Consider the following 21,428-nt stretch of genomic DNA (forward strand, 5'->3'; position numbering starts at 1 on the left):
AAGCCAATGAATACAACAGTTATTTCCGGGCGATTAGTAAGAAATCCTGGATACAACGAAGTGGAGAATGAAAAAGGACTTCATAAGATTGCCAAGTTCGTTCTGGCAGTCAGAAGAAATTATTCCGATGAAGTCAGTTTCATTCCGGTAAAGGCTTTTGCAAAGAAAGCAGAATTTGCCAGAGATTATCTGATGCAGGGAACGAAGGTCATGGTGGAAGGCGAGATTGTCACAGGTAATTATGAAGATAAGGATACCGGGAAAAAGATCTATACCACCGAAGTGTATGCAAACCGGATTGAATTCGCAGGTGCAAAAATGGTTGACAGACCACCGTTTCCAGAAGATGCGGAAGGGTTCTTAGAGATCCCAGAGGGTATGGAAGAAGAAATGCCGTTTAGATAGAGGAGGATAAAAGATGGTTTCAGTAGATCAGGCGTATATGGTAGGGCATATGAAAAATGCCGATGGAAGTATCAACAACAAAAATGTAGTGCTGTCAGCAGCATGTGAAGCAGCGGAACTGTTCCAGTGCATGATGGCAGTAAATCAGAAACTGGAGGACTGGCAGAGATTTAATCACACCTTGGAGATGCATCTTAGAAGTGTGGAATGTGAGAAAATCCATGATATCTGTCAGGCAGTATACGGAATGAAACATCCGTCCAATGAACTGGAAGGATTGTATCTGGCAAGAGAGGATGAACAGATATGCCTGCTGTACTATCAGGTGTTTGTAGGGATGCTGGAAATCAATATTAATTCAGCCGAAGTGCTGTACAAACAGAAGGAGGAAACAATCAATGAGTAAGATGGAGTATATGCCGGTAGATTGTCTGCAGGTGCCAAAGGTGCTGTTTCAGATGGAAAAATACAAAAATCTGTCAAATACAGCAAAGATTCTATACAGCTTATTTCTGGATCGTTTGAAATTTGCGGTGCAAAATGGCTGGGTAGATCATAACGGGAATCTGTTTGTTATCTATCCCAAAAGTGAAATAAAGAAAGACCTGAATACGACTCGATATGGAGTAGATCAGGCAGTACAGGAACTGGTTCAGGTTGGTAAACTGGTGCGTATCATTCCAAACAATGGAAAGGCGAACCACTTTTATATCAATGGTATTTATGAAAATGAGATGGAGGAAGAATCAATGATGACATTAGATACTATCATGGCAAATATGCCGCTGGCTGAAAGAGAAATTATTATGGATAAGATGGTGAAAGCATCCAGAGATATTTTTGAAACTATTGCGGATATGGGATATATTGATCAATATGAAACGTCTTTAACTGCAATGGAAAAGCGAGGATACCAGGATGAGCTTGGAGAGATGGATATTGATCAAATTCAGGCTGATGGATATGAGTTTGGTATGGATCTTGCATTTGGAATTCTGGAGGAAAATGAAAATAATCCTGCTCGTGTGTTAGATATCCAGAAATATGTGAACAGACAGTATGAAAGCTGTTCAAAAAAGAAGTTTATGAAGGTCCTGGAAACCCTTGTTCATGCGATGGGGAATGATGAAGGCTTTATTGGTGATATGTATGCTTGTAACAAGAAGGCCAGAAATTATTATTTGGACGAAATGATTCAATCATTCAATTTTGTATTTGATGAGATGTGCCATGGTACAGGCAGTGCAGCAAATTGTGATTTTGATGTAGAAGAGTAGGAAAATATTATGGCAGATTTTGAATATTTCAGAGCAGAAGAATCTGACCAGTTTTCTTTTTTTCGGATACCAAAAGCTCTGTTCACAGAAAAAGAGTTTGCAAGCCTGTCCACAGACGCAAAGCTCCTTTATGGAATTCTGCTTGATCGAATCAGCCTGTCCAAGAAAAATGGCTGGATTGACAGTGAGGGTTATGTCTATATCATTTACACGATCGCAGAATTGCAGGAGCTGTTGCGAATGTCGCATACGACAGTGACAAAGCTTCTATATGAGCTGGATAGTGTGCATGGGATTGGATTGATCGAGCGGTATCGGCAGGGGAATAATCGTCCCTCTGTCATATATGTGAAAAATTTTGTAAAACGGAGTAGAGGAAAGCCAGTAAGATACTTTGTTTCTGGAATGCCAGAAACTGGAAATCCAGACTGCAAAGAATTGGAAATCCGGATTGCAAGAAACTGGAAGTCCGGAACGCAAAAAAATAGAAGTCCGGACTGCAAGAATCTGGATGGAAGTAATACTAAGATAAATAAGACTGAAAAGAATCATACTGATAAGAGTAAGGGCAATACACCCGCTTTGGAAGAAAAATTCAGTCAATATGGTAGATTTAAAAATGTTGTTCTGTCGGAAGCTGAACTGCAGGAGTTGATGACGCTATTTCCATGGGATTACCAGAAACGGATTGATCATCTTTCTGTTTATATGAAATCCAGTGGAAAAGAGTATCAAAACCATTTTGCAACAATCTGTCTTTGGGCAGAAAGGGATGGAACCAGGATAGGAATGGATAAATATGAATTTCAGGAAGGAGAAAGCCTGTGATGGAAAACAAAGTAACAGCAGATTATCTGGACGAAGAGGGATGTCTTCATTGTGGCACCTGTGGAAAAAGAAAACAGATGAAAGTCAGTCTGATGGGTTTTGAGCATGTAGTGTCCTGTTTGTGCGAATGCGAGGTAAAAGCCAGGCAGGAACTGGATGAGAAGATGCAGCGGGAAGAAGAACAGCGGCAGCTTTATCAGAGAAAATCCGTCGGACTTCGGGAAAGAAGATTCTGGGAATGGAAATTTGAAAATGACAATGGAAGCAACCAGAAGATACTAATCGCCAGGCAGTATGTAGAAAACTGGACAGATATGAAGAGAAAAAATGTAGGATTGCTTTTGATGGGACCGGTTGGAACCGGGAAGAGCTTTTTTGCAGGCTGTATTGCAAATGCACTTTTGGAACAGGGAGAACGTGTCATGATGACAAACTTTTCCAGGATTTTAAATGAAATGACCAGCTATCAGGCAGATAAGAACCAGATTATACAAAATCTTGTGGATTATCCGCTGCTGATTATTGATGACTTGGGAATAGAACGAAATTCCGAGTTTGCTTTGGAGCAGGTCTATAATGTGATAGACAGCCGCTATTGTAAAATGCTTCCGCTGATCATAACAACGAATCTGGGACTGAATGAAATGAAGTCCACAGATTTGGATACTGCCCATCAGCGTATTTACAGTAGAATACTTGAAATGTGTGTTCCCATCTATTGTGGTGGAGAAGATAAGAGAAAAGAAGAAGGGACAGAAAAACTCGTACAGGTGCAGAACCTGATTACCGGTTAATCTGTCTTTTTTCATTAAAGGGGGTGATTGCCATGATTACAGATTTGGACAGCAGTTGAATCGCTGAAAGGAGGGAAAAGTCATGCAGGAAGAGGTAACTCAGAAAACGGTCACGTTCTGTATTCGGGCTACTAAGATTACGGCAGACCTGTTGAAAAAGGTTCTTGTTGCGTATCTGCGTCATCAGAAGCAGAAATCAGTAGAGAAGAAAGCACAGAAAAATCAGCCGAAGCAGGGAAAGGTCACGGTAAAAGAGCTGGCAAAACAGAATGCCGGGATGGTCAATATCGAGATCACGGACAAAAATATCAAGTCCTTTGAACGGTATGCCAGAAAATATGGGATCAATTATGCTCTGAAAAAAGACAAGAGCAAAGAGCCGCCGGTTTATCTGGTATTTTTCAAGGGACGTGATCAGGATGCCCTCAATGCTGCTTTCCGTGAGTTTTCCCAGAAACAGATTCAAAAAGCGAATAAACCTTCCATTCATAAGCGTCTTGCAGCTTACCGGGCAATGATGCCAAAGAAGACGAAGGACAAAGTAAAGAACCGACATCAGGAACAGAGCCGATGAAGAAACAAAACGGCAATAATCTGATGCAGAAGTGGAAGAATAAAGCTGGGGTCAGGCTGTCCGCCCTGGATAAAAAGAAACTGGTTCTTACAAATCTTCCCTATGTTCTGACCGCTTTTTATGCGGACCGGGCATCCTGCTTATACAGGAGCAGTCCTGGAGAAGATATAGGGAACAAACTGTTATATGCGATGGAACATGCAGATCGGATCTTTACAGGGATTCTGTTGAGCTTTGACCTGAGAGATCTATTGGTTGGAGTTACTGTCGCAGTTATTTTGAAACTATTGGTTTGGCAGAAACAGTCAGATGCAAAGAAACTTCGGAAGGGAATCGAGTATGGTTCAGCCAGATGGGGAACTGCAGAGGATATCAAGCCTTATATGTCAGATGATCCCTGGATGAATATTCCGTTGACAGCAACAGAAGCATTGACTATGGAAAGTCGACCAAAACAACCGAAATATGCAAGAAATAAAAATATTGTAGTTATTGGCGGTAGTGGTTCCGGTAAGACACGATTTTTCGTGAAACCGTCGGTCATGCAGATGAATTGTTCCATGGTCATTACAGATCCAAAGGGCACTCTCATTGAGGAGTGCGGGAAGATGTTAGCAAAGGGACCGCCTAAGAGAGATAAGAATGGAAATATTATGAAAGATAAATCTGGAAAAGTGGTTCATGAGCCATATGTGATTAAGGTTTTGAATACCATTAACTTTTCAAAATCGCTTCATTACAATCCATTTGCTTATATACGGTCTGAAAAAGATATCTTGAAGCTGGTGACAACAATCATTGTGAATACCAAAGGCGAAGGGGAAAAAGCTTCCGAAGATTTTTGGGTGAAAGCAGAGAAATTGCTGTACACAGCACTGATTGCTTTTATCTGGTATGAAGGGGATGAAGAGGAAAAGAATCTGAATACCCTTCTGGATCTTTTGAACGAAAGCGAAACCCGTGAAGAGGATGAAACTTACCAGAATCCTGTGGATATGATGTTCCAGGAGCTGGAAGAAAGAGATCCGCAGCACTTTGCGGTCAGACAGTATAAAAAATATAAAATGGCGGCTGGTGTTGTATGCTCTAAAAGACTTCTTAATCAAGCGGTTGGGACGTCTCTTAGAACACACAGCCTAAAACCGAAGAAAGGAGCGCAAGTTATGAGAAAAAATGAGAAAATCACAGCTCTGTACGAACGACTGAGCCGTGATGACTTTGGCAAAGATGATGACCAACAGCGTGAGAGCAATTCTATATCCAATCAAAAGGCAATGTTGGAGGAGTTCGCCGCACGGCAGGGCTTTACAAACATTGTCCATTTCACGGACGATGGCATTAGTGGTACTTGCTTTGACCGTCCCGGATTTTTAGCAATGATGAAAGAAGTGGAAGCCGGGAATGTGGAGTATTTGTGCATCAAGGACATGAGCCGCATGGGTCGTGACTATCTGAAAGTCGGTCAGATTATGGAAATCCTGCGTCAGCGTGGCGTTCGCCTTATCGCCATCAATGACGGCGTGGACAGTGCCAGAGGGGACGATGATTTTACCCCTTTCCGCAACATTATGAACGAATACTACGCCAGAGACACCAGCCGTAAAATCCGTTCCACTTTCCAGTCCAAAGGCAAGTCCGGCAAGCACCTCACAGGCACGGTCATTTACGGCTATCTTTGGAACGAAGCCAGAGACCAATGGTTGGTTGACCCCGAAGCCGCCGAGGTGGTCAAGCGTATCTTTGCCATGACGATTGAGGGCTACGGTCCGTATCAGATCGCCAGCAAACTGAAATCGGAAAAAGTGCTTATTCCGTCCGCTTACCTTGCCCAGCACGGCGAGGGCGTGAACAAGAATAAGACTTTCAAAGATGTGTACGGCTGGGGTTCTTCCACCATCTGCAACATTCTTGAAAAGCGTGAATATCTGGGACACACCATCAATTTCAAGACCCGAAAGCACTTCAAGGACAAGAAAAGCCATTATGTTCCGGAGGACGAATGGACAATTTTCGAGAATACCCATGATTCTATCATTGACCAGCAGACCTTTGACCTTGTGCAGAAAATCCGTGGGAATGTCAGACGCTACCCGGACGGCTGGGGCGAAGCAGCTCCCCTCACAGGCTTGCTTTATTGTGCCGATTGCGGCGGCAAGATGTATGTCCACCGCACCAACAACGGCAAGCGCATTTCTCAATACACCTGCTCACAGTACACCAAAGTTCCTTGCGGAACGCTCTGCAAGACCCAGCACCGTATCAATGAAGATGTGGTACTGTCCCTTGTCTCTGAAATGCTGAAAGCCATTGCCGAGTATGCGAAGCATGACAGAGCCGAGTTTGTCCGTGTGGTGCAGGAAGCGCAGTCCAGCCAGCAGACCACAGAGGTCAGGAAACAGCGGACACGCCTTGCCACAGCAAAGCAGAGAGTTTCCGAGCTGGAAGTCCTGCTCTGCAAAATCTATGAGGACAATATTTTAGGCAAGCTGTCCGACAGCAGATATGCCACTCTGGACGCTCAATACGAAAAGGAACAGTCCGAGCTTACCGCTGAAATCTCTGTTCTGGAAAAGGCTGTCAAGAGCTATGAGAAGCACGAAAAGGACGCTGATCGTTTTATCGCTCTGATTGATAAGTACGAGAACTTCGACAAGCTGACCATTGCCATGCTCAACGAGTTTATCGAGAAAATCCTTGTGCATGAGCGTGACCGCAAGGGCAGTATACAGACCACACAGGAGGTCGAGATTTACTTCAATTTTGTCGGTCGATTTGTTCCCCCGGCGTTTGGAGAAGTGGAGCTGACCCCGGAGGAATTAGAGGAAATCCGCAAGCGTGAGGAACGCAAGGACAGGCTTCATCAGAACTACTTGAAGCGGAAAGCCAGCGGAGCACAGAAGCGATACGAGGACAAAATCAAAAAGCGGAAAAAGGCAGAAATCGAAGCTAAGAAAGCCGCCATTCGTGCGGAGGACATTGCAAAGGGCGTGTTCGTCCCTGTCAGCAGTTTACCGCAGAGAGAGCCGATGAAAGGAGTACAAACAGCATGAATATCACTTACACACAGAACGGCGATTACCTTATCCCGAACATCATTATCCGCAAGACCAAGCCCATCGGACACTACGGCAGACTTCGCAAGGCGTATCTGGAAATGCACCGTCCGATACTGTTCAATGAGCTGGTGCTATCCGACAAGCTCTTTGAGCATTGCGCCGAGATTGACGAAACAGCACGAAACCGCATGGAGCTGATCGTGCGGTCACTGGCAGAGCAAAACGGCGTGACCGAGCAACTGAAAGCTGAAAACCAAATGGAATGGGTGCGGCAGATGAACGCTTGCAAGGCACAGGCAGAGGAAGTTGTGAAAGCGGAATTGATATACGATTGAGCGAGGAAGTCCGGACAGAAAACTGTTCGGACTTTTCTCATATATTCCAAAGTTGCGGTAGAATTGTTCACGAGTTTTATGGTACAATTTATGCGAATAAAGAAAACGGAAAATTAGAATCTAACAAGAGAATGTGGTTGTATGAAAAAATCCATATTAGTATTTTGGGCAATCGTGTGTCTGTTACCTATTCAAAGGAGGTTTAAGAATTTCAAATGAAACATATAAGAAATATATTGCTGTTGATTACGATTATTTTTGCTTTTGTTATGCAAGCTGAAGTATATCAAAATATGCTCTGGAACTTTAATGGTGCTTATTATTTATCGTCCAGGTACACAACTACTAATGACGATATGGATTCATTTTTAGCCAATGCAGAAGATACAGCTGAGAAGCATGGTGTTCATATTTTTTCGACTTTTAATCAGAGAGTTTCTAATTATCAGACAAGACTTTATATTTATGGTGATGATACCGTTGTTCGGGATAGTCTTAAAAGCACAATGGATATTGAGGAAAAAACATATACGGCTTTGATAGGCGGAATTACCGTAATAGAATTTAAAGATTTTAGAGAAGCAAAAAACACAGGCAATGGACAGGAAATAATGGTCAGCTATATCGGTGATGATGATGACATTATTGCCACATATCAAGATTTGGCAAAAGAATATTCTATATCGCAGCCAGAGTTTTGGCAATCAACCGAAACTGATATGATGTTCATTGTTTGGGGCTTGGTTGCCATATTGATGATTGTACTTAATATGATTGAGGTGATACGCAGGCAAAAGGAAGTAGTTGTACGAGCTTCTCTGGGCGAAAATGCTGCTGTGATTGCTCTAAAAGCTGTAGTGGCTGATATGATTTCATATGCTGCATTATTCGTCTTAGCAAAGTTGCTTGTTTCTCAATTTATATCGGGAGCGTATGAAGATCATCTCATTTTGGCAGTGTATTGTGCCGGAGCAGTTCTTTCCGTAATTCCTTATGCTGCTTTTGTCCGCTTTGATGTAAAAAAAGCCTTTGCCAATGCTTCAGATAAAAAAGGAATGTTTTATCTTCTGAACGGTCTTAAAGTATTTGCTACTGCTATGACAATTTTTACAATAACTACAAATCTCAGTAGCATTCAAGGTAATTTACTTACAAACACTACTCTTTTAGAAAATCATTATAATGATTATTATTTTGGAGTTATGCAGCTTGAACCTCCTTTTGAAGAAAATGAGGAGGAATCCACAGAGAGCAAATTTTGGAATGATCTTTACGTAAATGAATACAACACTATAAATCCGGTGGTCTGCATAGGCAGCCGGATAAGCGATACGGATAATTATATTTTTGTAAATCATAATGCCAGAGATATGCTACAAGGGTTTTCTGATATGCTTACTGAAGATGATGAAAAAGAGGATATAGTGGTCTTCGTGCCAAAGGGAAGAAATGCGGAATCATACAAAGATATCGCAAAAGAGGAAATTAGCTCTCTTACCCAAAATGCAGAAGAACTGCGTGTTGTTTATAAAGAATATTCTGGCAGAGAGAGGTTTTATTATCTCAATTCGAACAGAGAAGAGGCTATTGACGGATTGTCAAGAGCAACAAATCCGATTGTGATCTATCAGGCAAATGAGGCTGTTGATTTAAATGGAAGTTATATCGAAACAGGAACATATAATGGTGAGGTAATCTACGGATGCGATGAAAGCACAATTCGCAATGTTGCGGAAAAATATTCAGAACAGCTTGGTTCACACTATTTTATGCTGACGAATGTCGGAGAGGATTACACTTATAGTCATAGTTTCCTTGTAAAATTGATTAGCTTTATAAGCTCTCTTTGCGTATTAGTATTGCTGTTAGATATAGCTATCATCGTATCTGAAGCGAAAATGGAATTTAGACTTAACTCTATGGAAATCTCCCTCAAAAAGGTTTTAGGTTATAGCTTTTATGAAAGGCACAAAAGATTTATTTCCGTTAATCTCATAGAAAATATAGCCGTTGTGATATTGATTTGCATTGTTTCGATTTTTATATCTAACGCAAGTGTCGGGATTGCTTTACTGATTGGAGCGTTGCTCACCATTATTGAAATGGCAATCATTTTCACCAATATTATGTGGGTTGAAAAAACAAATGTCTCAAAGTCATTGAAGGGAGGATGTTTATGATTATAATTCGTGGCTTAAATAAAGCATTTGGAGATAAAATAATTTTCTCTAACTTTAATTTAGAAATTCCGGATGGAAGTTTTGTAGTAATCAGTGGCGATAGCGGCAGTGGAAAAAGCACTTTACTCAATATGATTGGTGGTATCGAAAAGCCGGATAGCGGTAGCATCGTAATTGAAGGGATAAATGTTACCCAGCTTAAAAATAAAAACAGTTTTTTTGCTGATACAGTTGGGTTTCTTTTTCAGAATTTTGCACTGCTTGAAAATAAGACGGTTAAAGAAAATTTAAGTTTGATTAAAAAATCAAGCCGAACTAAAGTATCACTTAAAGAAGCTCTTAACCGTGTGGGGTTATCAAAGGAAGTTAACAAAAAAGTTTATCAGCTTTCCGGTGGTGAACAACAGAGAGTTGCTTTAGCTCGTCTTATGATGAAAAAATGTTCTGTTGTTTTGGCAGATGAACCTACTGGCTCACTTGACAAGAAAAACAGAGATATTGTTATGAGATTATTGCACGAACTCAATGAAGAAGGTAAAACGGTTATCATTGTTACCCACGATCAGGGTATTATTGAAGATGAACCTTATGTTGTGAAAATCTGAGAGTACCTCTTAGAAATGTCTTGATCCACATTTTATATAATTTGGGTCAGAAGAAAATCCCTTTAGGAACTAAAGGGCGCACTTCTATACTCTCTGTCGAGAGTAGTGCGTCCTGCGGAGCTTCATTCTCCGTCAGCAGAAGAAAACTGCATGACCGAGAATGTTGCGTCACTTCGTTCCGTCAAGGTGGCTACACCCCCTTGCGCCGCTAAAGCGGCTATCCCCTGTGGACTTGCCGTCCGCAAACGGTTTTGACAAACCGTTCGCCGCCAGCAAGTTTGAAAATCAAGAATCTTAATTTGATAAAGGAGTGTGATTCTATGAAAAAGAAATTACCCATAATCCTCTTGGGTGTTATTTTGGCTTGTGTGTTGGTTTTCGGTTTCCTTTATGCAAACAATGACATTGGTAAAACCGCAAACAGTTTAGAAGCAGACATTCGCCAATCTCAAAAAATTTTGGATGATTGGATTGTTGATGGAAGCATTTCCGACACAATGGCTGCATTTATTTCTTACCCACAGGACAAGACAGACCACACTTTTTCTGTCTATGTAAATCGCCCTGGCTTGTCTTTTGGATATTTCTTCCGTGGTGGTGGAGATATAGTTGAGGTTGATGATTACATTGCAGAGTTTGTTGTTGAGGGAAATAACGAAAGGGCATTTATCTCAATGAATACCCAAAATATTGTTCGACTTGAAGTAGATGATGGCAACGGCATTCAGGTGATTGATATTGATAGTGGCAAGCCTTTCGCCATTGTCCTGCCCCTCAATGTAGGAAACATCTGTTTCTATGATACGAATGGAAATGTTGTGGAATATCTTCGCCAACAACTTTGACCAACTTCAATTTACCGAACTGAACACAACAACTGAATACCGAAAAACTGACCGTTGACTGGTCGCACTATGCGAAAAGTTGACGGTCTTTTTTTATCCCCAAAATCAAAAAAGGAGGTCAATTACAATGACAAAACCGAAAACCCTCGACCAGCTCCAAGCCGAAAAGGAGCAAGCCGAGACGCAGCTTGCACAGGAACAGCACAAGCTGGAGCGTCTTGAGAATAGAAAGAAGTATCTGGAGAAAGGCGAACGCACCAAGCGCACCCACCGCCTTTGCAATCTGGGCGGCACGGTTGAGAGTCTTGCCCCGGAGGTCAAAGATCTCACACGCACCGAAATGACAGAGCTGATGGAACACATCTTTTCTCTGTCCGAAGTCCAGCGAGCCGTCCGTCACATGGCGATTACTCACACCAACCAAGCGAACAGAGAAAAGGAGTTGAAAGCCGATGGCACTATTTCATCTGAGCGTCACGCAGACTAAGCGAAGCGCAGGACAGTCCGCTATCGCTTCTGCCGCCTACCGAGCCGGGGCGCGATTGTATAGCGAGTATTACGGCGAATACAGCGACTACACCAGAAAGGGCGGCGTGATCTGCTCTGACATTCTCCTGCCGTCCCATGCACCGCCCGAATACGCAGACCGCCAGACCCTATGGAACGCCGTGGAAAAAGCCGAGCGTGGAAAGAACGCCCAGCTTGCATACAGCTTTGACATTGCCTTGCAGAATGAATTTTCCCTTGAGGAAAACATCGCTCTTGCAAGGCAATTTTTGTTGGAGAACTTTGTGAGCCGGGGCATGGTGGTTGACTTCGCCGTACACCAGCCAGACCGTGAGGACGGCGGCATACCCAATCCACATTTTCATGTGCTTTGCCCTATCCGCCCCATCGAGCAGAACGGCAAATGGGGGCTAAAGCAACGCCGGGTGTATGAGCTGGACGAGGACGGCAACCGTATTCGAGACGCAAACGGAAAGTTTGTGTTCAACGCCGTTCCCACTACCGACTGGGGCAGTCCCGAAACGCTGGAATACTGGCGGCAGACATGGGCGGAGCTATGCAATGGCAAGTTTGCGGAAAAGGGGCTTGACGTTCGTATCGACCACCGAAGCTATGAGCGTCAGGGCGTGGAGCTTCTTCCCACCGTCCACGAGGGCGCAACCGTCCGGGCAATGGAGAAGAAAGGCATACGCACCGAGAAAGGCGAGTTCAACCGCTGGATCAAGGCAACCAATGCCGTTATCCGGGACATCAAGAAGAAAATCGCTCTCCTGTTCGATTGGATTGCCGAAGCAAAAGCGGAGATTGCCAAGCCGCAGGCACCCGACCTTGTTTCTCTGCTGAACGCCTATTACACCCAGCGCAGAGCCGGGGCGTATTCGCAGAAAGACAAGGTCAGCAATCTAAAGGAGATGAATGAGACTTTCAATTATCTCCGGGCAAACGGGATTTACTCCCTTGAGGATTTGGAACACCGTGTCAGCGAACACAGTGCTGCCACAGAGAGCTTGAAGAAAACGCTGGACGAACAGACCGCTCGAATGAAAGCGATTAAGCGGCTCTATGACAGCTCTGCTGCTTTCCAGAGCTTGAAGCCTGTCTATGACGGCTTGCAGAAAATCAAGTTTGAGAAGCCCAGAGCCAAGTACAAGGCAGAGCATGAAACGGAACTGAAACAGTTCTACGCCGCCAGACGCAAGCTGACCGGAGAATTCCCGGACGGCAAGGTGGATATGAAAAAGCTGACCGAAGAGTATGACGAGCTGGAACAGGCGCACAACACCACCTATGGCGAGTTTAAGACCGTCAGAGACGATTTACACCGTCTTTGGAAGGTCAAGTCATGTGTAGATACTGCCGCCCGATTTAACGAGCGTACAGAGGAACAAATGCTCCAAAATCGACCCCAAACACGACACAAAAAGGAGGATATATCCCGATGAATTACACCCAACCACAGATTGATCGGGCGAACGCCGTCAGTCTGGAAGATTTTCTCCGTACACAGGGAGAGACGCTTATCAAAAGCGGACGAGAATACCGCTGGAAAGAACATGACAGCCTGACCGTCCGGGGAAACAAGTGGTTTCGCCACAGCCAGAGCAAGGGCGGCTATCCCATTGATTTTGTCATGGAGTTTTACGGCAAGTCCTTTCCCGAAGCTGTCCAGCTCCTGACCGGCGAAAGCGGCGAGGGGCAGACCGAAGCCAGCACAACACCGCCCACAGCGTTTCACTTGCCCTTGCACAACAGAACAGCCGACAGAGCAATTCAATTTCTTTGCGAAAGCCGAGGTCTCAACAAAACGCTTGTTGAGGCTTTTCTTCTTTCCGGGGATATTTACGAGGAAGCAAAGCGGCACAATGTTGTGTTTGTCGGCAGAGACCGAAGCGGTACGCCGAGATACGCCCATGTGCGAGGAACGGCAGACCCATTCAGACAGGACATTGCCGGGTCTGACAAGTCCTATCCGTTCCGATATGAGGGCAACAGCAACCAGCTCTTTGTCTTTGAAGCTCCGATAGACCTTTTGTCCTTTATCTGCCTTTATCCGCAGGACTGGCAGAAAAGAAATTATCTTGCCCTGGGCGGCGTTTCGGGCAAAGCTCTTGACCGTTTTCTTTCTGAACGCAAGGACACCCAAAAAGTGTTCCTCTGCCTTGACAGCGACACCGCAGGAAGCGAAGCCTGTACCCGACTGGCACAGTCCATTCCCAGCGAGATCGCCGTCATTCGCCTTGTCCCGGCAAGGAAAGACTGGAACGATGTTCTCCGTCAGCAAGGGGACATTCCCAGCCGCAAATTTATAGCGGAAACAATCACGCTACGAGAGCTGCCCACCGCCCAGCCTGTCCCCATGCTCCGTATGGCAGATGTGGAGCTGACGAGCGTGGATTGGCTATGGTTTCCGTATATCCCCTTTGGAAAGCTGACGATCATACAGGGCAACCCCGGCGAGGGAAAGACCTACTTTGCCATGCGTCTTGCGGCGGCTTGCACCAACCGAAAGCCCTTGCCCGGTATGGAAACAATTGAGCCTTTTAATATCATCTATCAGACCGCCGAGGACGGTTTGGGCGATACCGTTAAGCCCCGGCTGATGGAAGCTGACGCAGACCTTGAACGAGTGCTTGTCATTGACGATAGGGACACACCGCTGACCCTTGCCGATGAGCGCATAGCAAGGGCAATCCGGGAGAACAACGCAAGGCTTGTTATCATTGACCCGGTACAGGCGTTTCTGGGCGCAGATGTGGACATGAACAGAGCAAACGAGGTGCGCCCGATATTCCGCAGTCTGGGAGACATTGCACAGGCTACCGGGTGCGCTATCGTGCTGATTGGACACCTGAACAAAGCCGCAGGAACGCAAAGCACCTACCGGGGATTAGGGTCTATCGACATTACGGCGGCAGTCCGCAGTCTGCTCTTTATCGGCAAGCTGAAGGACAGTCCCACAACGAGGGTGCTTATCCATGAGAAAAGCTCCCTTGCGCCGCCCGGACAGTCCCTTGCCTTTTCTCTGGGAGACGAGAAAGGCTTTGAGTGGATAGGGGCTTATGACATTACCGCTGACGAGCTTCTTGCCGGGACAGACACCGCCAAGACCGAAAGCAAGACCGCACAGGCGCAAATGCTCATTCTGGAACTGCTTGCGGACGGAAAGCGTATGCCGAGTGCAGAGCTGGAAAAGGCAGTCAATGAGCGTGGGATTTCCTCACGCACCATGAGAACGGCAAAGAGCCGTATCGGGGACAGACTTGTGACCGAGAAAGACGGCACAGCATGGGTCTGCTATCTCCGAGATTGACAACAGGAACACGGCAAGCGTGGCAAAGACGGCAAGGGTTTTATAGATACCTTAATGTTGCCGCCTTGCCTTGTTCCCTCATACCGACACCGCCCGATGATGAACAGTCACCGGGCATTTTTCATTTACAGGAGGATTTTGAATGAACAATACCGCAACCAACACCGCCACTTGCCCGACTGTCAGAAAGCAGATCGGCAAGACAACCTATATCGTCCGTGTGCATTTCAGCCAGACCGCAAAAGAGACAATGGAGGACAAAATCAAGCGTCTGCTCCGTGAGGAAGTCCGCAAAATGTGACTTCTTTTTGGATTTGATGAAAAAGTCCTTGACTTTTCGTCTCTGGTAAAACGGCGAAGTCGATTTTGATATCCTGTGGAGCCAGACTTGCCCCATTTGATATCGCAGAACTTCGTGAGATCATGTCTTACGATGAAATGGAACTGGATAAGATCGGGGATAGGAAAACAGCCTTGTTCTTGATTATGTCCGACACAGATACAACCTTTAACTTTGTGATTGCCATGTTACAGTCACAGCTTTTCAATCTGCTTTGCGATAAGGCAGATGATGAATATGGTGGAAGACTTCCGGTGCATGTGCGTGTCATCGCTGATGAGTTCGCAAACATTGGTCAGATTCCTCAGTTCGATAAGCTGATCGCAACTATCCGAAGCAGGGAAATCTCTGCTTCTATTATTTTGCAGTCCCAGAGTCAGCTAAAGGCAATGTATAAGGATAGTGCAGATACCATTCTGGGCAACTGTGATACTACACTTTTTCTTGGTGGCAAAGAGAAAACTACCTTAAAGGAAATGAGTGAGCTTCTGGGGAAGGAAACCATTGACCTGTATAACACTTCGGAGACGAGGAGTAATCAGAAGTCCTTTGGATTGAATTACCAGAAAACAGGCAAACAGCTGATGACGGAAGATGAGATTGCAGTCATGGATGGAGGAAAATGTATCCTGCAGATCCGTGGTGCCAGACCATTTTTCTCGGATAAATATGATATCACGAAACACAAAAACTATCGGCTTCTTGCAGATGAAAACGAGAAGAACCGGTACAAAGTAGAAAAAGAGTTAAATCCGCAGTACACACCGAAACCCGAAGAAGAGGTGGAGGTAATTCAGGTGGAGCTGTCGGAGTAACCTTGGGAATGAACGAAAAATAATGAGGAAAGGAATAACTGACATTAGGTGCGCCGGCTTTTTAGTCGGTGTTTTTTCATTCCCGTAAACACCTGAAAGAAGTCAGTTTTGGTGACTGTATATGGCATTTTTTAGCAGTGCAATTACAACTTTAAAAACTCTTGTAGTCGCAATCGGCGCAGGTCTTGGCGTGTGGGGTGTCGTAAACCTTCTGGAAGGATATGGAAATGACAATCCCGGCGCTAATGCTCATGGTTGGTAAAGAAGCAACAATAAATTAGATATGACAGTACCCCTGCTATTCCGTATAATTTGGGGAACACTCCATGTTTCTGCATTTACAGAAATTGAAAATCAAACACGGTCACGCTATAATATATTTTGTTGATGTTATCTTCAAATATTTTTTGTAACAAAATGTTACTTGCCTACTCTTATTGCTGAAAGGAGGTGTGCATAATTGAATACCCCTAATTTTAGTGACATATATACCTTATATTTTGAAGATGTATATAAATATCTGTTAGCTCTTTGCCACGATGAAGAACTTGCAGAAGAATTAGCGCAAGATACTTTTTTTAAGGCTATGAAAAGCTATGAGAACTTTCGAGGTGACTGTAAAATAACGACTTGGCTGTGCCAAATTGCGAAGCATTCATTTTTCTTGTATGAGAAGCACAGGAAAAGAAATATCGACCTTAATTCTGTAGAGAATGAAATAGTTGATACTAATTCCATAGAGATTTTGTTAGGACAAAGAGAGCAGGCGTTTGGAATACATAAACTGCTACACAATTTACCAGAGCCATATAAGGAAGTCTTTTCTTTACGGGTGTTAGGAGAATTAAGTTATCAGGATATAGCAAAACTTTTTGGTAAAACAGAAAGTTGGGCAAGAGTAACCTTTCATAGAGCTAAATTAAAAATCATTGAACAAGTAAAGGAGGAAAGTTATGAGTAAAATTTCATGCGACATCATTCAAGATATGTTGCCGCTGTATTATGATGAAGTTTGTTCAGCAGACAGCAGAAAAATGATTGAGGAGCATTTGCAGGAATGTGAAAAGTGTTCCAATATTTTTCAGAAGCTAAAAACAGAATGTGTGGTTGATACAAAGGAAAATGCTGAAAGCATACAAAGCAGTGTCATGGGGAAGATGGCACATTCATGGAAACGTTCACTATTAAGGTCATTTATCATAGGAATTGTAATAACGACTATCGTCCTTACAGCGATATTTGGAACATATTATGCCTTGTTTATAAGACAAAATAGCATGGTAAGCCCAGAGCAAATTTCAATCTCGGCATATTCACTGACCGATGAACAGATTACTTTTAGATTAGAACTACTTGACGGATACTGTGGAGGAACAATTAAGACTTACACAGACGAAAATAGAAACTTGTATATTTCTGTATTAAGAACGGTTATCAAAGAAGAATTATCCGATGGAGAAACCGAAATAATGAATTATGGGTTTAACCATGAAAAAAAGGACTACATTGCTGTATATTATGGTACACCTAATAATTGTGAGCTTATTTGGAAGAAAGGCGATTTATTACCTACTGCACCAAAAGATATTTTCGAGTAAAGCTGCATAAAATTTGAGGGTAGCTATCTTTGTGTGAGGTAGCTACTCTTTATACTTTAGAGCTTAAAAAACTGCAAATCATGTGTAACATTCTGTGATGGTGCTGCTCTTATGGGTGAAAGGAGGAAAACACTATACTATACTTATCAACTTGCAAAAAGAAAGGATTTAATATTATGATGAAACAGAAAAAAATAATTGTTCCTATTCTCACTCTTGCCGTAATGCTTTTGATGGTTGGTGGCGTATATGCTGTTTTTTCTTCAACTCAACCTGAAAAAAGCAAAGCTGAAAATGTTCGGGATACCACTGACCAAGACTATGAAAAAGGGCTTACGGAAGAACAAAAGGCATTTAATGAACTAATCAACAAACAGATTTACGAAGAAACTGCTAATAACTTAGAACAGTATGAGCAATACGGTTTAACCTATAATTCTGACGAAAACCAGCTGTTTTTTAATGGTAAGTCAGTCTGCTATTTTGCTGATAACCGGGCTACCGATGGAACTTTTGAAGGAACTGAGGTACACTCTGCAAACGGTGATATTGGCATTATTACAGAAAGAGATAGAAATGGAAATATAACTGGTCTAAAACAGATGGAAATCCCAGAATTAACAGATTTTCTTGAAAAGTCGTGGAAAGAAAAATAATTTCTTTAGGTAAGTGATTAAAACACAAATAGCAAACCCAACCGGAGGAGTCAACGGTCAAGATGAACGGGCTAAAGCCCGCCGTTGACAGCCCCGCCCGGTTTCGCAAATGGGTAATCAAGGGGCGACAGCAAAAAATGCTGCCGCCCTTTGTCATCACAAAAAGCAACCATCAACCAGCCACAACTCTTTGCGGAGGGAAGGGGGAATTTCCTATGACTTGCACAGAAGAATACAAAGAGCATATCGAGTACACATTCCACGCTTTTTGTAAAATTGTTATCCGCAATGCCAGCTACACAGCGCTGCGGACATGGAGCAGGAAACACAAAAGAGAAATATCCCTTGACTACATCACAGATGAAAAGCACTATCCTTTAGGCACGACAGATGAATATTTCAAAGCCCCGGAGCCGGACGAGGAATACATCGTCCATCTTTGCGGCGATACCGTTATCCTAAGCAATGGGCTGCTGGTACAAGCCCTCTCCCGTCTACCAGCGCAGAAGCAGGAAATGCTCTATCTGTCCTTTTTCAAGCGTATGCCGCAGCATGAAATCGGCAGACGGTACGGACGCAGCCGCAGTGCAGCGGGCTACCATATCCGAAAAACCATACAGCAGCTTTACGAGGAAATGGAGGGACTGGCGCATGAGGAATAACGAGCTTCTCCCCTATGACACAATCGTACAGGCTACCAGCGGCGAGCCGGAAGCGGTCAACACCGTATTGCAATATTATGGGCGGCGAATACGCTATGCTTCCCGTATCAGCGGACAAGCTGACAAGGAAGCCGAGGACTTCATCACGGAAACGCTGCTGAAAGCGTTATTTAAGTTTCGCTTTAGCCGAGTATCCCCGCCCGATACAACTGAATAACCACCGCCCATTACAGCGGCACATACAAGCAGTAAATCTGAAAAGGTTTGCTGCTTTTTTTGCGCCCATTTCTCCTAAAGTGTGCAGCATTTGAAAAAAGTTTGCCGTTCCGTTTGGCAAAATCGCAAGTTGTCCGTAGTAGAACATAACAGGAGAAATTGAGTAAAAAGTACGCCGAGCCGGAGCGTGCTTTTCTTAGAGCAAGATTCTACCACAGTACCAAAATTCGCTTATCCGCTCATTTTGCCCCTGCGGGAATCTTGTTGGGGAGTGCCTTCCCCAAACCCTGCTATGCGCCCTGTCGGGCGAGAAAGGAGGTCACAGACCATGCGAAAGAAATACAATACGCCCCACCGCCGCCATGTGGTTAAAACCCGCCTGTCAGATGAAGAATACGCCGACTTCACCGGGCGGCTGGCGGCGTATGAAATCAGCCAGTCCGAGTTTATCCGGCAAGCCATACGGGGAGCGACCATACGCCCCGTGATTACCGTTTCCCCGGTCAATGACGGGCTGCTTACCGCCCTCTCCAAGCTCACAGCGGAGTACGGGAAAATCGGTGGCAACCTCAACCAGATAGCCCGGAGCCTTAACGAGTACGGCGCACCTTATACCGCCTTATCCGGCGAGGTACGGGGAGCTGCCGCCGACCTTGCCGCCTTGAAGTTTGAAGTCTTGCAGAAAGTAGGTGAAGCCGTTGGCGATACTCAAACATATCAGCTCTAAAAATGCCAACTACGGGGACGCTGAAAAATACCTCACATTCGAGCATGACGAGTTTACCATGAAGCCCACCCTTGACGCAGACGGGTGGCTCATACCGAGGGCAGACTACCGCATATCCTCTCTGAATTGTGGCGGGGAGGATTTTGCCGTTGCCTGTATGCGCTCCAATCTCCGCTATGGCAAGAACCAGAAACGGGAGGACGTAAAGAGCCACCACTATATCATCAGCTTTGACCCACGGGACGGCCCGGACAACGGCTTGACCGTTGATCGGGCGCAGGAGCTGGGAGAGAAGTTCTGCGCCGAGCATTTCCCCGGACACCAGGCTCTTGTCTGCACCCACCCGGACGGGCACAGCCACACCGAAAATATCCATGTGCATATCGTCATTAACAGTCTGCGGATTGCGGAGGTTCCCATGCTGCCCCACATGGACAGGCCAGCGGACAGGAAAGCAGGCTGCAAGCACCGCTGCACAGACGCAGCTATGAACTATCTGAAAGCCGAAGTCATGGAAATGTGCCACAGCGAGGGGCTTTATCAGATAGACCTTTTGAACGGCAGCAAGGAGCGCATTACCGAGCGTGAATATTGGGCGCAGAAGAAAGGACAGGCTGCGCTGGATAGAGCCAACGCCCCTATGATTGCGGACGGTATCACGCCCCGGCAGACCAAGTTTGAAACGGATAAGGCGAAGCTGCGCCGGACTATCCGGGAAGCCCTTGCCGCTGCTTCCGGCTTTGACGAGTTTGCTGCCCTGCTTCTCCGGCATGGCGTGACCGTCAAGGAGAGCCGGGGGCGGCTAAGTTACCTCACGCCGGACAGGACGAAGCCAATTACCGCCCGGAAACTGGGGGACGATTTTGACCGGGCTTCTGTCCTCTCCGTTTTGGAGCAGAACGCCGCCAGAGCCGCCGAAAAACCCGCAGCCATAGCGGAATACCCCGGCAGTATCAAAGACCGCTTACGGACGAAAAAAGAAGCGAAAAACGCCCCGAACAATGACACTGTACAGCGCATGGTAGACATAGCCGCCAAGCGAGCCGAGGGGAAAGGACGGGGCTATGAGAAGTGGGCGACCATGCACAACCTCAAACAGATGTCGGCTACCCTCATGCTATACCAGCAGTACGGCTTTTCTTCCCCGGACGAGCTGGACGCTGCCATTTCCGCAGCCAACGCCGCCACGCAGGAGAGCCTTGCCGGACTGAAAGGGCTGGAAGCCGCTATCCGGGAGAAAAAGGAATTGCAGCGCAACCTTTTGGGCTATATCGGCACGAAGCCCGCCCGTGACGGTCTGAAAGCGCAGAAATCGGAGAAAGCCCGGAGAGCCTACCGGGAACAGCACGAAAGCGATTTTATCATAGCGGACACAGCCGCCCGTTATTTCCGGGAGCATGGAATAACCAAGCTGCCAGCCAGCAAAGCCCTGCAAAGGGAGATTGAGCAGCTTACCGTCCAGAAGAACGCCGGATATAACGACTACCGGGAGAAACGCCAGCGGGCGCAGGAGCTTCAGACAGTCAGACGCAATATCGACCAGATTTTAAGGGGCGCACCGAGCCAGCAGAAAAAGCACGAACAGGAGCGTTAAAGACTGCCCCGAAATGATACCGAAACCCTACAAAAATACAGGTATGATATGAACCCTTACCGCAACTCCCCGACTTCCAAACGGGGCTTACAGGGCAGAAAAAG

23 protein-coding genes and 1 pseudogene are annotated in these 21,428 nt (G+C 45.2%); all 24 read left to right on the forward strand.

Annotated features, from left to right (window positions below):
- Positions 1–6 precede the first annotated feature (6 nt).
- The 24 genes and pseudogenes from LJE11_RS01540 to LJE11_RS01655 all read left to right on the forward strand — a co-directional run bounded on the left by LJE11_RS01540 (position 7) and on the right by LJE11_RS01655 (position 21,324).
- Positions 7–405: a single-stranded DNA-binding protein gene (locus LJE11_RS01540; protein WP_005344165.1), complete on the forward strand. Its 399-nt coding sequence runs from the start codon at positions 7–9 to the stop codon at positions 403–405.
- A 13-nt stretch (positions 406–418) separates the two neighbouring features.
- The gene (locus LJE11_RS01545; protein WP_008688048.1) at positions 419–811 is read left to right on the forward strand and encodes a hypothetical protein; all 393 of its coding nucleotides are present in this window, start codon (positions 419–421) and stop codon (positions 809–811) included.
- Positions 804–1,682 carry a replication initiator protein A gene (locus tag LJE11_RS01550; protein WP_008688050.1) on the forward strand — a complete coding sequence of 293 codons (879 nt, stop codon included), beginning with the start codon at positions 804–806 and terminating at the stop codon, positions 1,680–1,682. Before LJE11_RS01545 ends, LJE11_RS01550 begins: the two co-directional genes overlap by 8 nt.
- A 9-nt stretch (positions 1,683–1,691) precedes the next feature.
- Positions 1,692–2,510 carry a replication initiator protein A gene (locus tag LJE11_RS01555; protein ID WP_024720795.1) on the forward strand — a complete coding sequence of 273 codons (819 nt, stop codon included), beginning with the start codon at positions 1,692–1,694 and terminating at the stop codon, positions 2,508–2,510.
- Positions 2,510–3,304 carry an ATP-binding protein gene (locus LJE11_RS01560; RefSeq protein ID WP_024720794.1) on the forward strand — a complete coding sequence of 265 codons (795 nt, stop codon included), beginning with the start codon at positions 2,510–2,512 and terminating at the stop codon, positions 3,302–3,304. The genes LJE11_RS01555 and LJE11_RS01560 overlap by 1 nt, the downstream gene beginning before the upstream one ends.
- An 82-nt stretch (positions 3,305–3,386) precedes the next feature.
- A complete protein-coding gene (locus tag LJE11_RS01565) occupies positions 3,387–3,878 on the forward strand; it encodes a PcfB family protein (protein WP_054752943.1) in 492 nt (163 codons plus the stop codon).
- A complete protein-coding gene (locus LJE11_RS01570; RefSeq protein ID WP_227295365.1) occupies positions 3,875–6,928 on the forward strand; it encodes a DUF4368 domain-containing protein in 3,054 nt (1,017 codons plus the stop codon). The genes LJE11_RS01565 and LJE11_RS01570 overlap by 4 nt, the downstream gene beginning before the upstream one ends.
- On the forward strand, positions 6,925–7,269 hold the full coding sequence (locus LJE11_RS01575; protein WP_227295367.1) for a TnpV protein: 345 nt from the start codon (positions 6,925–6,927) through the stop codon (positions 7,267–7,269). The genes LJE11_RS01570 and LJE11_RS01575 overlap by 4 nt, the downstream gene beginning before the upstream one ends.
- A 215-nt stretch (positions 7,270–7,484) precedes the next feature.
- Positions 7,485–9,449 (forward strand): DUF1430 domain-containing protein, encoded by a 1,965-nt coding sequence (locus tag LJE11_RS01580; RefSeq protein WP_227295369.1) that lies wholly within the window; start codon positions 7,485–7,487, stop codon positions 9,447–9,449.
- Positions 9,446–10,054, forward strand: a complete 609-nt coding sequence (locus LJE11_RS01585) for an ATP-binding cassette domain-containing protein (RefSeq protein WP_227295372.1) — start codon at positions 9,446–9,448, stop codon at positions 10,052–10,054. The genes LJE11_RS01580 and LJE11_RS01585 overlap by 4 nt, the downstream gene beginning before the upstream one ends.
- Before the next feature lie 320 nt (positions 10,055–10,374).
- A complete protein-coding gene (locus LJE11_RS01590) occupies positions 10,375–10,899 on the forward strand; it encodes a hypothetical protein (protein WP_015516227.1) in 525 nt (174 codons plus the stop codon).
- A gap of 127 nt (positions 10,900–11,026) precedes the next feature.
- A complete protein-coding gene (locus LJE11_RS01595; RefSeq protein WP_015516226.1) occupies positions 11,027–11,386 on the forward strand; it encodes a DUF3847 domain-containing protein in 360 nt (119 codons plus the stop codon).
- Entirely contained in the window at positions 11,352–12,848 is a 1,497-nt protein-coding gene (mobQ, locus tag LJE11_RS01600) for a MobQ family relaxase (RefSeq protein ID WP_118332364.1), read from the forward strand. The genes LJE11_RS01595 and mobQ overlap by 35 nt, the downstream gene beginning before the upstream one ends.
- A complete protein-coding gene (locus LJE11_RS01605; RefSeq protein ID WP_227295374.1) occupies positions 12,845–14,716 on the forward strand; it encodes an AAA family ATPase in 1,872 nt (623 codons plus the stop codon). The genes mobQ and LJE11_RS01605 overlap by 4 nt, the downstream gene beginning before the upstream one ends.
- 142 nt (positions 14,717–14,858) lie before the next feature.
- Entirely contained in the window at positions 14,859–15,017 is a 159-nt protein-coding gene (locus LJE11_RS01610; RefSeq protein WP_006428300.1) for a transposon-encoded TnpW family protein, read from the forward strand.
- A gap of 41 nt (positions 15,018–15,058) precedes the next feature.
- Positions 15,059–15,752, forward strand: a pseudogene (locus LJE11_RS01615) (VirD4-like conjugal transfer protein, CD1115 family); the annotation flags it as partial.
- Positions 15,753–15,992: 240 nt separating this feature from the next.
- Positions 15,993–16,133, forward strand: coding sequence for a Maff2 family mobile element protein (locus LJE11_RS01620; RefSeq protein WP_227295376.1), 141 nt, complete (start codon positions 15,993–15,995; stop codon positions 16,131–16,133).
- A gap of 198 nt (positions 16,134–16,331) precedes the next feature.
- On the forward strand, positions 16,332–16,832 hold the full coding sequence (locus LJE11_RS01625; RefSeq protein WP_055230541.1) for an RNA polymerase sigma factor: 501 nt from the start codon (positions 16,332–16,334) through the stop codon (positions 16,830–16,832).
- Positions 16,825–17,469, forward strand: coding sequence for a zf-HC2 domain-containing protein (locus LJE11_RS01630; protein WP_055230542.1), 645 nt, complete (start codon positions 16,825–16,827; stop codon positions 17,467–17,469). The genes LJE11_RS01625 and LJE11_RS01630 overlap by 8 nt, the downstream gene beginning before the upstream one ends.
- A gap of 176 nt (positions 17,470–17,645) precedes the next feature.
- Positions 17,646–18,125 carry a hypothetical protein gene (locus LJE11_RS01635; protein ID WP_118375090.1) on the forward strand — a complete coding sequence of 160 codons (480 nt, stop codon included), beginning with the start codon at positions 17,646–17,648 and terminating at the stop codon, positions 18,123–18,125.
- Positions 18,126–18,340: 215 nt separating this feature from the next.
- Entirely contained in the window at positions 18,341–18,787 is a 447-nt protein-coding gene (locus LJE11_RS01640; protein WP_227295399.1) for a sigma-70 family RNA polymerase sigma factor, read from the forward strand.
- The gene (locus LJE11_RS01645; RefSeq protein WP_055230545.1) at positions 18,777–19,004 is read left to right on the forward strand and encodes a helix-turn-helix domain-containing protein; all 228 of its coding nucleotides are present in this window, start codon (positions 18,777–18,779) and stop codon (positions 19,002–19,004) included. Before LJE11_RS01640 ends, LJE11_RS01645 begins: the two co-directional genes overlap by 11 nt.
- Before the next feature lie 327 nt (positions 19,005–19,331).
- Positions 19,332–19,730: a plasmid mobilization protein gene (locus tag LJE11_RS01650; RefSeq protein ID WP_227295378.1), complete on the forward strand. Its 399-nt coding sequence runs from the start codon at positions 19,332–19,334 to the stop codon at positions 19,728–19,730.
- On the forward strand, positions 19,702–21,324 hold the full coding sequence (locus LJE11_RS01655; protein WP_227295380.1) for a relaxase/mobilization nuclease domain-containing protein: 1,623 nt from the start codon (positions 19,702–19,704) through the stop codon (positions 21,322–21,324). The genes LJE11_RS01650 and LJE11_RS01655 overlap by 29 nt, the downstream gene beginning before the upstream one ends.
- Positions 21,325–21,428 lie beyond the last annotated feature (104 nt).

The organism is Blautia sp. DFI.1.216 (genome assembly GCF_020594215.1).
Lineage (GTDB): Bacteria > Bacillota > Clostridia > Lachnospirales > Lachnospiraceae > Blautia_A > Blautia_A wexlerae.

Bases quoted from the DNA above. Each gene is read 5' to 3' on its own strand.
- LJE11_RS01540 (WP_005344165.1), top strand. From the start codon at position 7: ATGAATACAACAGTTATTTCCGGGCGATTAGTAAGAAATCCTGGATAC.
- LJE11_RS01545 (WP_008688048.1), top strand. From the start codon at position 419: ATGGTTTCAGTAGATCAGGCGTATATGGTAGGGCATATGAAAAATGCC.
- LJE11_RS01550 (WP_008688050.1), top strand. From the start codon at position 804: ATGAGTAAGATGGAGTATATGCCGGTAGATTGTCTGCAGGTGCCAAAG.
- LJE11_RS01555 (WP_024720795.1), top strand. From the start codon at position 1,692: ATGGCAGATTTTGAATATTTCAGAGCAGAAGAATCTGACCAGTTTTCT.
- LJE11_RS01560 (WP_024720794.1), top strand. From the start codon at position 2,510: ATGGAAAACAAAGTAACAGCAGATTATCTGGACGAAGAGGGATGTCTT.
- LJE11_RS01565 (WP_054752943.1), top strand. From the start codon at position 3,387: ATGCAGGAAGAGGTAACTCAGAAAACGGTCACGTTCTGTATTCGGGCT.
- LJE11_RS01570 (WP_227295365.1), top strand. From the start codon at position 3,875: ATGAAGAAACAAAACGGCAATAATCTGATGCAGAAGTGGAAGAATAAA.
- LJE11_RS01575 (WP_227295367.1), top strand. From the start codon at position 6,925: ATGAATATCACTTACACACAGAACGGCGATTACCTTATCCCGAACATC.
- LJE11_RS01580 (WP_227295369.1), top strand. From the start codon at position 7,485: ATGAAACATATAAGAAATATATTGCTGTTGATTACGATTATTTTTGCT.
- LJE11_RS01585 (WP_227295372.1), top strand. From the start codon at position 9,446: ATGATTATAATTCGTGGCTTAAATAAAGCATTTGGAGATAAAATAATT.
- LJE11_RS01590 (WP_015516227.1), top strand. From the start codon at position 10,375: ATGAAAAAGAAATTACCCATAATCCTCTTGGGTGTTATTTTGGCTTGT.
- LJE11_RS01595 (WP_015516226.1), top strand. From the start codon at position 11,027: ATGACAAAACCGAAAACCCTCGACCAGCTCCAAGCCGAAAAGGAGCAA.
- mobQ (WP_118332364.1), top strand. From the start codon at position 11,352: ATGGCACTATTTCATCTGAGCGTCACGCAGACTAAGCGAAGCGCAGGA.
- LJE11_RS01605 (WP_227295374.1), top strand. From the start codon at position 12,845: ATGAATTACACCCAACCACAGATTGATCGGGCGAACGCCGTCAGTCTG.
- LJE11_RS01610 (WP_006428300.1), top strand. From the start codon at position 14,859: ATGAACAATACCGCAACCAACACCGCCACTTGCCCGACTGTCAGAAAG.
- LJE11_RS01620 (WP_227295376.1), top strand. From the start codon at position 15,993: ATGGCATTTTTTAGCAGTGCAATTACAACTTTAAAAACTCTTGTAGTC.
- LJE11_RS01630 (WP_055230542.1), top strand. From the start codon at position 16,825: ATGAGTAAAATTTCATGCGACATCATTCAAGATATGTTGCCGCTGTAT.
- LJE11_RS01635 (WP_118375090.1), top strand. From the start codon at position 17,646: ATGATGAAACAGAAAAAAATAATTGTTCCTATTCTCACTCTTGCCGTA.
- LJE11_RS01640 (WP_227295399.1), top strand. From the start codon at position 18,341: ATGACTTGCACAGAAGAATACAAAGAGCATATCGAGTACACATTCCAC.
- LJE11_RS01645 (WP_055230545.1), top strand. From the start codon at position 18,777: ATGAGGAATAACGAGCTTCTCCCCTATGACACAATCGTACAGGCTACC.
- LJE11_RS01650 (WP_227295378.1), top strand. From the start codon at position 19,332: ATGCGAAAGAAATACAATACGCCCCACCGCCGCCATGTGGTTAAAACC.